We start from the raw sequence: 12641 nt of genomic DNA on the forward strand, positions 1-12641 counted from the left end.
GAAGGGTTGTGGGAGAGTAGGACACCGCCGGACTAACATTGATAAAGGTCTGGGACCTGGTCGAGAACCCGCAAGGTTCTCCCAGGTCCCAGACCTTTTTCTGCATTCAAGGAACTCAACACACACCCCAACCTGCGTGACACGCGTGACCAGAGACGGAACACACGTGATCAGACGGACGACACGACAGCACCGGCATCCGGTGCCCGTGTCGTCCGCCTGATCACCCGTGTCGTCCGTCTGATCACGCGAGATCCGCCCCCAAACACGCCAGTGACGGCCCCCGACACGCGAAACACGGGTTCGATCACGCGAGGTCCGCCTTAGGGCGTGCGGAGCAGGGCGGGCGGGAGGGGACGGGTAGCGACCGGACCCGAGAGCCGGTCGACGTCACAGCCCATCTAGAGGACTAAACGCGGGGAGTGGTGAGGGCCGGCAGGGTCTCGCCGAGGGGGCCGCGGACGACAGCGGTCGCCATGGCGTCGTAGGGCGTTTCGGAGCCGTTGCAGATCACGACGTCGGCTCCGGCGCGCGAGGCCACGCTCACCAGCGAGGCGGCCGGCTGGACGCTCAGCGAGGATCCGGCCACGAGCAGCAGATCGCTTTCGGAGACGGCGGCGCGAGCGGCCCGGAGCAGGTTCCGGTCCAGGTGCTGGCCGAAAGAGACGGTGGCCGACTTCAGGATGCCGCCACACACCTGACAGGGCGGGTCGGTCTCGCCGGCGCGGACGCGCTCCAGAGTCGAGCGCATGTCCCGGTGGTCGTCACAGGACAGGCAGACGGACTCGAACATCGTCCCGTGCAGTTCCAGCACCCGCTCAGGCGAGGAACCCGCCTTCTGGTGCAGCCGGTCGATGTTCTGCGTGACGATGTGCGTCAGCGTTCCGGACTCCTCCAGACGCACGAGAGCCTGGTGCGCGGCGTTCGGCGACGCATCCCAGCCGGGATGCACCAGCCGCGCCTGCCAAGTCCGTTCCCGGACCTCACGGCTTTCTCGGTACGCCCGGAGGTTGGACATCTGTTCCGCGGCCGGATCGCGGGTCCACAGGCCCTGCGGGCCGCGGAAATCGGGGATCCCCGAATCGGTGGAGATACCGGCGCCGGTCAGTGCGACGATCCGGCCGGCGCCGGTGACGAGCGAGCGGGCCTTGCCCAGTTCGGCATCGGGGTCGGTGGTCACCGTCCCATGATGACCGCTACTTGACCGCGCTGCCCGCCTGCCAGTCCGCCCAGGACTTCGACCAGTCGCCGTAGAGGTCCCAGACCGGCAGCTGCGGGCCACCGGAGTTGGTCACCTCGACGACGTCGCCGAGTCCCATGTTCTGGAAGAACCACTGCGCGTTGGCCGCGTTGAGGTTGATGCAGCCGTGCGACACGTTCGCGCTGCCCTGCGAGCCGACGCTGTTCGGGTTCTCGTGGACGAACTCACCGTCGTTGGAGATGCGGAGCGACCACTTCTCGTTCGACTTGTAGTACCCCGGCTGGCCCTGACAGACGCCGTAGGTGCACGAGTCCATCGTGTAATTCTCGTGTTTGTCCGAAATGACGTGCGCGCCCAAATGCGTCGGCGTGGCGTCCTTGCCCATGGAAATGGGCATCGACTTCACCATCTGTCCGTTGTGGAAGATCTGCATCTGCTCGGTGTTGCCGTCGGCCTTTGCGACCCAGGAATCGTGCACCTTGTAGGTTTCGGTGCGGTCGGTCGCGCCGAAGACGCCATTGCCGAAATCGACGCCGTAGATCATCGCCGACACCTTGAGCGTCGTCCCGGCCTTCCAGTACGTCTTGGGCCGGTAATGGACGTTCTTGTCGTCGATCCAGTACCAGGAGCCCTCCTGCTTCGGCGTGGACTCGACCGACAGCTTCTTCTCCACGTCGGCCTTGTTCTTCACCGGCTGGCCGAAGGCGAACACGATCGGCTGTCCGACGCCGACGCCACCGGACGCGACCGCCGCGGGTGCCGGGATCAGGTTCGGGTTCGCCTGCTGCTTGGGGCTCAGAGTGGAGACCCTGCTCTGCTGCTCGACAGGCTTTCCGTTGGCACCCTGGGCATGCGCCACGATCTTGTACGTACTGCCGTAGCCGAGCGGCTCGACGGTCTTCCAGCTGAGGCTGTCGCTCGCCAGCTCGCCCTTCACCTGGTTGCCCTTGTCGGCGTTGCTGACCGTGACGTCGGTCAGCTTGCCGTGCTCGGCCTTGACCACGACCGGGGTCGCCGGATTGACGTTCGTCCCGCCCGCCGGATCGATGGTCACCGAAACCGGGGTCTCGTCCGATCCGGCGTTGCCGCCGGTCGAATTGGGAGTGCCGTTTCCGGTTTCACCCGAGGACGAGCACGCCGAGATCAGCAGTACCGCGGCGAGTATTCCGGCAGTCGAAAGTAATGTCTTCTTGGGAAACATGTAGGTCTCTTTTTACTTCGCTCGATCAGCGGAAAGTTCTCTTTCAAAAGTACGCGACCAAGAAGACGTGAACGATGGCGGATGGTTGCTCGTCACGCCACGACAAGGCCCGGTGCGCCGTAAAGACCTGGGCCATTGACGCTCAATTCACCCAAATAGGTCTTCGCGGCGTCGTAGGCTTCGGCGGTCAGTGCCGTGGTGTGGCTGAAGTCCAGCGGGCTGACCCGCACGGGCTTCGGCCCCGGCACGTAGACCACGGGTACCTCCGCCGCGGCGATCGGAGCTTCCAGCACGGCCTGGTTCCGCATGCTGATCATCGCGGTGAACATCATCACCTCGGCGAAGGTCTGCGGGGTTCCCGGCATCTTGCCGGGGAAGGCGCAGTCGAGGACGACGAGCGACTTCGCGCCCATCGCGAGCGCCTGGCGCATCGGCACGTTGGCGACCAGGCCGCCGTCGTAGAGCATCCGCTCCCCGAACGGCACCGGCGGATAGATCCCCGGAATCGCGCAACTGGCCAGCAGGGGCGCCAGAACGGGCCCTGAGCGGATCAGCAGCGGCTCGGCGGTGTCGACGTCCGTCGCGACGACGCCGAGCGGCAGCGCGAGATCCTCGAACCGGACGCCCTCGCCGATGTGCTCGTCGACGATCGCGGCGAGTCCCGAGTTGGGGAACAGGTTGGTCTTGCTGTGCCGCAGGGTGCGCACCTGGCTGAGCACGCCACCGGGGAACGCCTCGTGCCGCGTCATCCTTGACCAGATCCGGTCCAGCCGGTCGCCCGATTCACCCCCGAGGGCGAGGACGGCGGCGTTCAGCGAACCCACCGACGTGCCGACGACGAGGTCGGGCGTGATCCCCGCTTCCGTGAGGGCCCGCAGCATCCCGACCTGCATGGCGCCGAGGCTGCCGCCACCGCCGAGGACGAAACCGATCGGCTGGGGCAGGTTCAAGGCGGCCATGCCCGGAATCTAGCCTTCGGAGCCGATCTTCGCCGGGGTGGCTTCTTCGGCTGTGACGGCGAGCGCTTTCTTCTTCTTGTAGCGCAGCAGGAAGAACACGGCCACGCCGACGAGCACGCCGACGACGACCAGGCCGCCGGTGTTGAGCGCGCCTTCGACCTTCTTCGCCGCCTCACCGAGGGCGGCGCCGATGCCGATGTGGATGGCCGACCAGCAGGCGGCTCCCGCCGCGGCCGCGGGCAGGAACTTGCGGAACGGCAGGCCCGAGGTCCCGGACGCGGCCGGGGTCAGCGTGCGGATCACCGGGAGGAACCGTGCGAAGAACACCGCCCACGCGCCTCGCCGTTCGAGCACGCCCGTCGCCTTGTCCCAGGCGTCGAGGCCGTACTTGCGGATCAGTTTCGTTTCGCGCAGGCGTGGACCGAAGCGTTTGCCGATCGCGTAGCCGAGCGAGTCGCCCAGCGCGGCGCAGACCGTCACGACCGCCCACAGGGTCAGGAAACGAGAGACCGACGTCGCCGTCGTGGCCGCGACCAGCAGCCCCGATTCGCCGGGCGCGATGAAGCCGAGCCCGATGGTGCATTCGGCGAACACCAGTCCGCCGGTCGCCGCGACCAGTCCCGGTTCCGGGAGTCCCTGCAGCCAGTTCAGAAGATCCGTTACCAACGCCACCAGGTCACTTTACTGATTCGTGACCTGGTGGGTGGCGATGTCGAGGACAGGGTGACCGGAGTCACCGGGCCAGCAGCGAGCTGGCTTCCTGGGCCGCGGTCCCTTCGGCGGCGAGGTGCGCCAGGTTCTCCGACAGCGGTTCGCCGCGGCGGGCCTTCGTCTGCGCGAAGAGACGTCCGGCGCGGTACGAGGACCGGACCAGCGGCCCGGCCATGACGCCGGCGAAGCCCATGGCCTCGGCGGCGTCGGAGTGCTCGACGAACTCCTCGGGCTTGACCCAGCGGTCCACCGGGTGGTGCCGAGGCGAAGGCCGCAGGTACTGGGTGATCGTCAGGATTTCGCAGCCCGCGTCGACGAGGTCCTGCATCGCGGGCGCGACCTCGTCGGGGGTCTCGCCCATGCCGAGGATCAGGTTCGACTTCGTCACCAGGCCGGCTTCGCGGGCCTTGGTGATGACTTCCAGTGACCGCGCGTACCGGAACCCGGGACGGATCCGCTTGAAGATCCGCGGCACCGTCTCCACGTTGTGCGCGAGCACCTCGGGGCGGGAGCCGAACACCTCGGCCAGCTGGTCGGGATCGGCGTTGAAGTCCGGGATCAACAGCTCCACGCCGGTACCCGGGTTCAACGCGTGAATCTGACGCACGGTCTCCGCGTACAACCACGCGCCACCGTCCTCCAGATCATCACGCGCCACACCGGTCACCGTCGAATAGCGCAGGCCCATCGCCTGGACGCTCTCGGCGACCTTGCGAGGCTCCGTGCGGTCCAGCTCGGCGGGCTTGCCCGTGTCGATCTGACAGAAGTCACACCGCCGCGTGCACTGGTCCCCGCCGATCAGGAAGGTGGCCTCACGGTCTTCCCAGCATTCGTAGATGTTGGGACAACCGGCTTCTTCGCAGACGGTGTGGAGGCCTTCGCGGCGCACCAGGCCTTTGAGTTCGGTGAACTCCGGTCCCATCCGGGCGCGCGTCTTGATCCACGACGGCTTCTTTTCGATGGGAGTCTGGGAATTCCGGACCTCGAGCCGCAACAGTTTGCGGCCATCTGGGGCAGCACTCACACCGCCACCCTACGCCCGCCGGAGTAGTGGCCGCCGTTCACGCGGGGTCGGGGGTGACGCCCGTCAACCTGGTGGTCACGTCCCACAACGCGGCGCCGAGCGATTCGCTCCTCGCGGGGGTCAGCGGCCGCACCTTGACCGGGGCGCCGCGAAGTCCGCCGAGCCCGCGCGGCCCGAGATAGTCGCCGCCTTCGACCTCGGGGGAGGTCGCCGCGAACAGCTGCGGAAGCGTGCCCTGGCGGGCGTTCTGCGCGATGAGGAGCTCGCCGATCCGGTTGCCCGCGCCGACGAGCGCGCGCACCACCGGGTTGCGATAGGAACGGGCCATCCCCGAACCGAGACCGGTCCACGTGTAGCCGGGGTGCGCCGCCACACTGACGACGTCCTCGCCCGCGGCGCGCAGCCTGCGGTCGAGTTCGAGCGCGAACACCTGATTGGCGAGTTTCGACTGGCCGTAGGCCGAACCCGGGTTGTACATCCGGCGTTCGAAGTTCGGGTCGGCGATGTCGATGCGCGCGCCTGTCGCGGCGACGCTCGACAAGGTGACGACGCGCGCTTTCGAACCGTTGCGCAGGGACGGCATCAGCAGCCAGGTCAGCACCGCGTGCCCGAGATGGTTCGTGCCGAACTGGGTTTCGAAGCCGTCCTTGGTGTGGCCGCGCGGCGTCGCCATCACACCCGCGTTGTTGACCAGGACGTCGAGCTTGCCGCCCGACAGCTCCTCGACCTTCTTCGCGGCTTCGCGCACCGAATCGAGGTCGGCGAGATCCAGGCGGACGAGTTCGGGCGCTTCCCCGGTCGCGGCCGCGCGCACCTGTTCCAGCGCCTTGGCGCCGCGCTCCGGCGACCGGCAGCCGAGCAGCACGCGGGCCCCCTTGCCCGCGAGCACCTCGGACATGCGCAGCCCGAGCCCCGAGTTCGCGCCCGTGATCAACACGGTGCGGCCGGTTTGATCCGGGATGTCGGCCTCGGTCCAGCGCGCGTGAGCAGCCATGCCGGTCACCTAACTACATCGTCGACGGTGCCGCTACAGCAGGTCAGGCGCTCGGCGCGAGCAGCCGGAGCAGGTGACCCATCGGGCTGCGGCGGCGGGCGGGCTTCGCGTGCCTGCCGTGCCGGAGCAGGGTGGCGAACGCGCTGCCGACCTTGGTGATCTCTTCGGCCGGTTCGTCGCCGTCGGCCAGTCCCGCCGTCAGCGCGAGGGTGCGCAGTTCGGCTTCGTGCGACGGGATCAGCGCCGGGCTCCGCTCGAGGCCCGCGTCGAGAACGGCGCGGAGGGTCTCGTGTTCGGCCGTGGCGCTGTTCCAGGCACGGGTGACGGCTTCGACGCGGTCGAGCGCGAGGTCCTGGTCGGCGTAGTCCGGATCGGTCATCTCGGCGCGGAGGCGACCGGCGAACACCTGGTTCCACTTGTACCGAAGCGCGAGCAGGAGCTCTTCTTCGGTCGCGAAGTACTTGGTGGCGCCAGGGATTTCTTCGAGTGAGATGGCGTCGGACGGGTGGTGACCCGCCTGGCGCAGTGCGGCTTCGAGGATGTCGCGCCGCTGGTAGAAGTCGTTCCAGCTCATGATGTGGGCTCCCCTCCGTGACCCGGTTCATACCGCAGGTTTGCGGCATACTCCCGGTACGGACCTGACAGCAGTCAACATACCATGGGTATGGAGCGGGACCGGCGGCGTAAAGTTGTGAAGGTGGCGACAATGAGGTCAAGGCGGCTGGACTATTCCGAGTCCACCCGGTCGGCGCTCGTCGAGAGTGCCGTGGAGCTGTTCACCAAACGCGGATACGCCGGCACGTCTCTCGACGAGATCGCCAAGCGGGCCAGGGTGACGAAAGGCGCGCTGTACCACCATTTCAGTGGGAAGCAGGCGCTCTTCGAGGCCGCCTTCGACACGGTCGAGAGCCAGGTGTTCGACAGGCTCGAAAAGATCATGAACGGGCCGGACTCGCCGTGGGAACGAGCGCTCGCCGGGCTGCGCGGCTTCCTGCAGAGCTGTCTCGACCCGGCATATCAGCGGATCGCGATCCACGAGGCGCCGGTGGTGATGGGCTGGGAGCGCTGGCGCGAGGCGGAGGAGCGATGCAGCTTCGGCCTGGTCCGCACCGGGATCCAGTCGCTCATCGAGGTCGGCGAGGTCGACGACGTCCCGGTCGACGTCACCGCGCGGCTGCTGTTCGGCGCGCTGTCGAGCGCCGCGATCGAGATCGCTTCGTCTCCCGAGCCGAAGAAGGTCAGCGCCCAGGTCGAAGAGGTCCTGGTGCGGCTGCTCGTCGGCTTCCGCCGTGTTCCGTCCGCCGAGCACGGGAAAGCGAGCTGAGCACTCCGTCTATAGGGTGACGGCGTGGACCTCAGGATCTTTACCGAGCCCCAGCAGGGGGCCAGCTACGAAGACCTGCTCCGGGTGGCCAAGGCCACCGAGGACGCGGGTTACGACGCCTTCTTCCGCAGCGATCACTACCTGAAGATGGGGTCGGCGACCGGGCTTCCGGGGCCGACCGACGCGTGGATCACCCTCGCGGGTCTCGCCCGTGAGACCAGCAGGGTGCGGCTGGGCACGCTCGTCACCGCCGCCACCTTCCGGCATCCGTCGGTGCTCGCGATCTCGGTCGCGCAGGTGGACCAGATGTCCGGTGGCCGCGTCGAACTCGGCCTCGGTTCGGGCTGGTACGACGACGAGCACACCGCGTACGGCCTCGACCTGCCGCCGCTGAAGGAGCGCTTCGACCGTTATGCCGAGCAGCTCGCGGTGGTCACCGGGCTGTGGGAGACGCCGGAAGGGGAGACGTTCTCCTTCGACGGCGAGCACTACAAGCTCGTCGACTCGCCCGGCCTGCCCAAGCCGGCGCAACAGCCCCGGCCTCCGGTGATCATCGGTGGTGGCGGCAAGAAGCGCACTCCGGCGCTCGCCGCCCGCTACGCCGACGAGTTCAACCTGCCGTTCGCGTCCGCGGAAGCCGCCGCCGAGCAGTTCGGCCGCGTCGACGACGCCGCGCGCGAGATCGGGCGCGACCCCAAGGAGATCATCCGCTCGGCCGCGCTCGTCGTCGCCGTGGGACGCGACGAGGCCGAGGTCGCCAAGCGCGCCGGTGTCCTCGGGCGCGAGGTGGGCGAACTGCGGGAGAACGGCCTGGCGGGGACGCCGTCGGAGATCGTCGAGAAGATCGGGGACTGGCGCGAGAAGACCGGGATCACCCGGCTCTACCTGCAGCTGCTGGACCTCTCGGATCTGGACCAGGTCGAGCTGATCGCCTCCGAGGTCGCGCCTCAGCTGGACTGAAGTACATGAAGGCCCCCTTCCTTGCGCCAGGCGCAAGGAAGGGGGCCTTCATGTACTCGGGGTCACTGGATCTCGACGCCGATGCCCAGGATCTTCGCGGGCCAGGAGGTGGTGCGGTAGGACTCCGCACCTGTGGCCGGGATACGCGGTGCAGCTCGCCCAGGCGTACTTCGCCCCGCCGTGGCCGCCGGCTCACCGAAGCGGCGACCGCGATACCGGCCGCCGCCAGAACGCGCGAAACTTGCGCATGACTTCCTCCCAGTACGACCTCCGGCGTTTCCGGCGGCCGTACCGGTGATCTTCGCAGATCTCAGTTCTGCAAGGCGAAAGTGACGCCGGGGGCGGCGGGTGCCTCGGGACGCGGCAACCAGCGCTCGTCGTTCACCGGGAGGTCGCCTTCCAGCGCCGCGAGCACGGCGTCGCGCGCCATCGGCAGCACCGACGCCACGGTGACCTCGCGGTCGAGCTCGTAGGACAGCGACGTCACGCCCGCGTCCCTGATGCCGCACGGGACGATCTTGTCGAAGGCGCCCAGGTCGGCGTTGCAGTTCAGTTCGAAACCGTGCATGGTCACGCCGCGCTGCACGCGGATGCCGATCGCGGCGATCTTCCGCTCCACGCCGCGGTCGTCGGCGGGGATCCACACGCCACTGCGGCCCTCGACCCGGCCGGTGTGCACGCCGAGCTGGTCGCAGACGGTGATCAGGGCTTCTTCGAGACGCCGCACGTAGTGCACGACGTCGATCGGGTCGGCGAGTTTGACGATCGGGTAGCCGACCAGCTGGCCGGGACCGTGCCAGGTGATCTTCCCGCCGCGGTCGACGTCGATCACCGGGGTGCCGTCCGTCGGCCTGTCCTCGGCCTCGGTGCGCTTGCCCGCGGTGTACACCGACGGGTGCTCCAGCAGAAGCATGGTGTCGGGGCCTTCGCCGTCGGCACGGGCGGTCACGTGGCGGCGCTGGAGTTCCCAGGCTTCGGTGTAGTCGATCGTCCCGATCTCGCGGACGTCGACGGGCTCGGTGGCGGCACGGCATGACGTGGTCGAAGAGCTCACCTGAGCGACACTACGCCGGGTCTTCCGGCCGGGGCAGCAGCCCCAGCCCGGCCGCCGAAATCAGGCCCACACCCCCCACCGCGAGCACGGATCCCGCCGTGTCGGTCAGCCAGTGCACACCCAGCACGATGCGGCAAAACGCGCCCACGAGCGTCGCCGCGACGGCGATGGTGATCGCGAGACGCGTCAGATGCGGGCGTGTCCAAGCGCACAGCAATACCGCCACGAATCCCGTGCAGGCGACGGCGACGACGTGCCCGCTCGGATAGCTGGGATCGGGGAATTCGCGGGGCCGGTCCCGATAGAACAGCGGTTTGGCGATCAGGCTGGTCAGGCGGCACAGCACCAGCACGACGGCCAGTTTGACGCACAACGCGGTCAGCTCCCGGCGGCGCAGGGCGAGCACCACCAGCACCGCGCCCAGCGCGAACGGCAGGACCGGGCCGAGCACGTTCGTGACCAGGTCGGCGACGTGCCCGAGGGGCCGGGCGTACTGCCCGCGGAACGTGTCGGCGAGGGCGACGTCCACCGGCGGCGGCCGCCGGTCGACGGACAGCCCGAGGACGACGAAACCGATCAGCAGAACGGTTCCGGCGAGGGTGTACAGGCCGCGCCGCGCGGTCATGTCGCGGCGGCCAGCGCGTCCTCCAGGGTCGGGTGGTGGAACTCGTACCCTGCTTCCTCCAGTGCCTTGGGCATGGCGCGCTGCCCGAACAGCGCCATCTCCTCGGCTGCCTGGCCGAGGGCGATCTTCATGGCGAACCCGGGAACCTGCCAGAACGCCGGCCGGTGCACGGCGTGGCCCAAAGCCTTGGTGAAGGCCGCGTTCGTGGCGGGCTGGGGTCCGGAGAGGTTCACCGCGCCGGACAAGGATTCGTTCTCCAGCGCGAAGACGATCGCGCCGACCTCGTCGTCGAGGGAGATCCACGGCATGTACTGCTTGCCGTCGCCGAGCTTCCCGCCGAGTCCCAGGCGGAACAGTGGGCGCAGGACGTCGAGGAGACCGCCCTTGCGCGCGAGCACCAGCCCGGTGCGGATGCGCACGACACGAGCGCCCGCGGTGGCCGCGGTCTCGGTGGCGCCTTCCCAAGCGGTGCAGAGCTCGGCGAGGAAACCGCGCCCCGCCGGACTCGATTCGTCCACAAGGGACGGTCCGGGGTCGCCGTAGTAGCCGACAGCGGAAGCGTTGACCAGCAAGGGGATTCCGTGTTCGGCGACGGCTTCCGCGAGGACTTCCGTCGGTTCGACCCGGCTGTCGAGCAGGACCTGTTTGCGGGCCGCGCTCCAGCGTCCGGGCAGCAGCGGCGCGCCCGCGAGGTTTACCACGGCGTCGACTCCGTCGAGCGCGCCGTCCGCGATCTCCCCGGCGGGAGGGTCCCAGCGGCGTTCGTCGCTGCTTCGCTCCTCCCGGCGCACCAGGCGGACCACTTCGTGTCCGGAGCCGCGCAACCGCTTCGTCAGGGAGGTGCCGATCAGTCCGCTCGAACCCGCGATCAGAACTCGCATGATCCGATCGTTGCCTATCCGCGATCCGGCCGCACGCTCAGGTTCTTCAGTTGCCCGGCGACGTCGGACGCGGCGGTGAGCAGCACCAGCACCGGGATCGTCGCGGTAGGCCGGAGCCGGTAGCTGCCACGCTTGTCCTGCTCGACGATCCCGGCGCCGGTCAGCGCCTTGAGATGGTGGTACAGCTGGCCCGGCGAGCCGAGTTCGGCGGCCTCTTGCAGGGCGGGGGCGGTCTGCGCGCCCTTCTCGGCCAGCGTCCGCACGAGCGCCACCCGCGCGGTGCTGGACAGGGCCGCGAGCACCTCGACCCGCGGCCCGTCCGCGAACGCCAGCATCGGACCGGGCGTGACGGTGATCGCCCAGTTCACTTCGAGGGGGTCGGTCAGCTCGCCGTGATAGCCGACCAGGCCGCCGGGGCTCGCCGCGGACTCGGCCTGGTGCTGACTGTGCTGACTTTCGAGCGCGGCGACCCGTGCTTCGAGGGCGGCGATCCGGTCGGCGAGCTCAGCGTCCATACCGGATATCTATACCTTCGGTCAGCAGAGCGCTCGCTCCAGGGCGGCGAACCGCGCCGGGTCGGCCAGTGCGGCGATCACCGCGTCGATGAGCGCTGAGGCGTTCGCCGTGTCCTGGTCGCTCACGCCGGTGAGCAGGACGGCCGCCGTGCCCGAACGTCCACCCGGCCAGCGGACCGAAAGCCCGACGGTCAGTGAGCGGGGCAGGCTTCCGGCCTTGAAGAGCACTTCACTCGCCCCGGCGGGCACGCGGTCGGCCAGTGGTCCCGCGAGTATCTCGCGTGCGGGCGCGTACAGGCCCTTCGCGATGCTGCGGTGAAGTGCGAACAGGTCCGAAGCCGACCCCTGGCCATGACCCTTGAACCACCGCCACACGGTTTCGGGGTCGCTCGGCATCTCCGGCCAGCGTCGGAACACTTCGGCGCGGAACGCCGGATCGCGGACGAACCGGCGCGCGACCGCGTCGCCCATCGCCCGGCGGACTGCTGCGGGACTGCCGGGCGGAGGAGCGTACTCCGGCAAGATCAGCATCAAGATCTCGCCGCCGAGGGAGCGGGTGTCGGGCCGTATCCAGCCACCCCGTGCCGCGGCGCGCTGGAGGGCGGGGTCGCCGAGCCGGGTGCGGAGGTAGTCCGTGGCGGCGTTGTCGCTGTAGAAGATCATCGCTTCGGCGAGCCTGGCCAGGGGGACACGCTGCTCGGGATCCTTGGCGATGCCGTAGTCGTCGCAGGGGATGCCCAGCTGGGTGAGTGCCTGGAAATGCGCGCGGCCGTCGCCGACGAACGGGTGGTGGGCGTCCCAGTCGCCGACGCGGATCCGTTCCTTCGGATCGAGCCTGCCCTCGGCGACGGCGACGGCGTACGCGCTGAGGTGCACGACCTTGATCGACGAGGCCATGACGCGCCGGACGTCGGCGTCGCGGGCGGCACGGCGGCCCGCGCCGTCGTCGATCAGGACGGAGACGTCGCGCCGGTGCGCGGCGATCCAGTCGAGCCAGCCCTGTTGTGTCGTCGTGTCCGGCTGGGCCGCGCTCGCCGTTCCCGGCAGCAGCAGCGCGGCCGATCCGGCGGCCGCGCCCGCCAGCAGATGGCGTCTGGTCAGCATGGGCAACACCCTCCCTCTTGTTTTCCGTAATTCCGGAATACTAGAGTCGAGGGTGGGTGTCAACCGCGGGGAAAGGTGAAGGCCCCCG

The 12641-nt window shown here is 68.8% G+C and carries 14 protein-coding genes; 2 read left to right on the forward strand and 12 right to left on the reverse strand.

Features of this window, described 5'->3' with window-relative positions; all coding sequences use genetic code 11:
* Positions 1–409: 409 nt before the first annotated feature.
* From AB0N89_RS18930 to AB0N89_RS18960, 7 genes are all read right to left on the reverse strand, one after another.
* Positions 410–1180: a Sir2 family NAD-dependent protein deacetylase gene (locus tag AB0N89_RS18930; RefSeq protein WP_364206000.1), complete on the reverse strand. Its 771-nt coding sequence runs from the start codon at positions 1178–1180 to the stop codon at positions 410–412.
* Between the two features lie 16 nt (positions 1181–1196).
* Positions 1197–2402: an Ig-like domain-containing protein gene (locus AB0N89_RS18935; protein ID WP_364206002.1), complete on the reverse strand. Its 1206-nt coding sequence runs from the start codon at positions 2400–2402 to the stop codon at positions 1197–1199.
* 92 nt (positions 2403–2494) lie between these two features.
* A complete protein-coding gene (locus tag AB0N89_RS18940; protein ID WP_364206004.1) occupies positions 2495–3361 on the reverse strand; it encodes a patatin-like phospholipase family protein in 867 nt (288 codons plus the stop codon).
* A 9-nt stretch (positions 3362–3370) separates the two neighbouring features.
* Positions 3371–4033, reverse strand: a complete 663-nt coding sequence (locus AB0N89_RS18945; protein WP_364206006.1) for a DedA family protein — start codon at positions 4031–4033, stop codon at positions 3371–3373.
* A 61-nt stretch (positions 4034–4094) separates the two neighbouring features.
* Positions 4095–5096, reverse strand: coding sequence for a lipoyl synthase (gene lipA, locus AB0N89_RS18950; RefSeq protein WP_364206008.1), 1002 nt, complete (start codon positions 5094–5096; stop codon positions 4095–4097).
* A 37-nt stretch (positions 5097–5133) separates the two neighbouring features.
* A complete protein-coding gene (locus tag AB0N89_RS18955) occupies positions 5134–6090 on the reverse strand; it encodes an oxidoreductase (RefSeq protein WP_364206010.1) in 957 nt (318 codons plus the stop codon).
* Positions 6091–6133: 43 nt separating this feature from the next.
* A complete protein-coding gene (locus tag AB0N89_RS18960; protein ID WP_364206012.1) occupies positions 6134–6664 on the reverse strand; it encodes a hypothetical protein in 531 nt (176 codons plus the stop codon).
* A 132-nt stretch (positions 6665–6796) separates the two neighbouring features.
* On the opposite strand from AB0N89_RS18960, the gene AB0N89_RS18965 reads away from it, so the two are divergent.
* Together AB0N89_RS18965 and AB0N89_RS18970 are read left to right on the forward strand one after the other, a co-directional pair.
* Positions 6797–7414, forward strand: coding sequence for a TetR/AcrR family transcriptional regulator (locus tag AB0N89_RS18965; RefSeq protein ID WP_181773782.1), 618 nt, complete (start codon positions 6797–6799; stop codon positions 7412–7414).
* A 24-nt stretch (positions 7415–7438) separates the two neighbouring features.
* The gene (locus AB0N89_RS18970) at positions 7439–8374 is read left to right on the forward strand and encodes an LLM class F420-dependent oxidoreductase (protein WP_364206014.1); all 936 of its coding nucleotides are present in this window, start codon (positions 7439–7441) and stop codon (positions 8372–8374) included.
* Positions 8375–8684: 310 nt separating this feature from the next.
* Here the strand turns inward: AB0N89_RS18970 and lipB are convergent, their stop codons facing one another.
* From lipB to AB0N89_RS18995, 5 genes are read right to left on the reverse strand one after another with little or no spacing between them, the layout of a single operon-like run.
* A complete protein-coding gene (gene lipB / locus AB0N89_RS18975) occupies positions 8685–9428 on the reverse strand; it encodes a lipoyl(octanoyl) transferase LipB (protein ID WP_364206016.1) in 744 nt (247 codons plus the stop codon).
* Between the two features lie 10 nt (positions 9429–9438).
* Entirely contained in the window at positions 9439–10053 is a 615-nt protein-coding gene (locus AB0N89_RS18980) for a phosphatase PAP2 family protein (RefSeq protein ID WP_364206018.1), read from the reverse strand.
* Positions 10050–10934 carry a TIGR01777 family oxidoreductase gene (locus AB0N89_RS18985; RefSeq protein ID WP_364206019.1) on the reverse strand — a complete coding sequence of 295 codons (885 nt, stop codon included), beginning with the start codon at positions 10932–10934 and terminating at the stop codon, positions 10050–10052. Before AB0N89_RS18985 ends, AB0N89_RS18980 begins: the two co-directional genes overlap by 4 nt.
* 14 nt (positions 10935–10948) lie before the next feature.
* Positions 10949–11449, reverse strand: coding sequence for a helix-turn-helix domain-containing protein (locus AB0N89_RS18990; RefSeq protein ID WP_364206021.1), 501 nt, complete (start codon positions 11447–11449; stop codon positions 10949–10951).
* Positions 11450–11470: 21 nt separating this feature from the next.
* Positions 11471–12553, reverse strand: a complete 1083-nt coding sequence (locus AB0N89_RS18995; protein WP_364206023.1) for a serine hydrolase — start codon at positions 12551–12553, stop codon at positions 11471–11473.
* Positions 12554–12641: the final 88 nt, after the last annotated feature.

Origin of the sequence: Amycolatopsis sp. NPDC089917, assembly GCF_040684635.1 — a bacterium.
Taxonomy (GTDB): domain Bacteria; phylum Actinomycetota; class Actinomycetes; order Mycobacteriales; family Pseudonocardiaceae; genus Amycolatopsis.

Bases quoted from the DNA above. Each gene is read 5' to 3' on its own strand.
- AB0N89_RS18965 (WP_181773782.1), top strand. From the start codon at position 6,797: ATGAGGTCAAGGCGGCTGGACTATTCCGAGTCCACCCGGTCGGCGCTC.
- AB0N89_RS18995 (WP_364206023.1), bottom strand. From the start codon at position 12,553: ATGCTGACCAGACGCCATCTGCTGGCGGGCGCGGCCGCCGGATCGGCC.
- AB0N89_RS18955 (WP_364206010.1), bottom strand. From the start codon at position 6,090: ATGGCTGCTCACGCGCGCTGGACCGAGGCCGACATCCCGGATCAAACC.
- AB0N89_RS18935 (WP_364206002.1), bottom strand. From the start codon at position 2,402: ATGTTTCCCAAGAAGACATTACTTTCGACTGCCGGAATACTCGCCGCG.
- AB0N89_RS18980 (WP_364206018.1), bottom strand. From the start codon at position 10,053: ATGACCGCGCGGCGCGGCCTGTACACCCTCGCCGGAACCGTTCTGCTG.
- AB0N89_RS18990 (WP_364206021.1), bottom strand. From the start codon at position 11,449: ATGGACGCTGAGCTCGCCGACCGGATCGCCGCCCTCGAAGCACGGGTC.
- AB0N89_RS18960 (WP_364206012.1), bottom strand. From the start codon at position 6,664: ATGAGCTGGAACGACTTCTACCAGCGGCGCGACATCCTCGAAGCCGCA.
- AB0N89_RS18985 (WP_364206019.1), bottom strand. From the start codon at position 10,934: ATGCGAGTTCTGATCGCGGGTTCGAGCGGACTGATCGGCACCTCCCTG.
- AB0N89_RS18940 (WP_364206004.1), bottom strand. From the start codon at position 3,361: ATGGCCGCCTTGAACCTGCCCCAGCCGATCGGTTTCGTCCTCGGCGGT.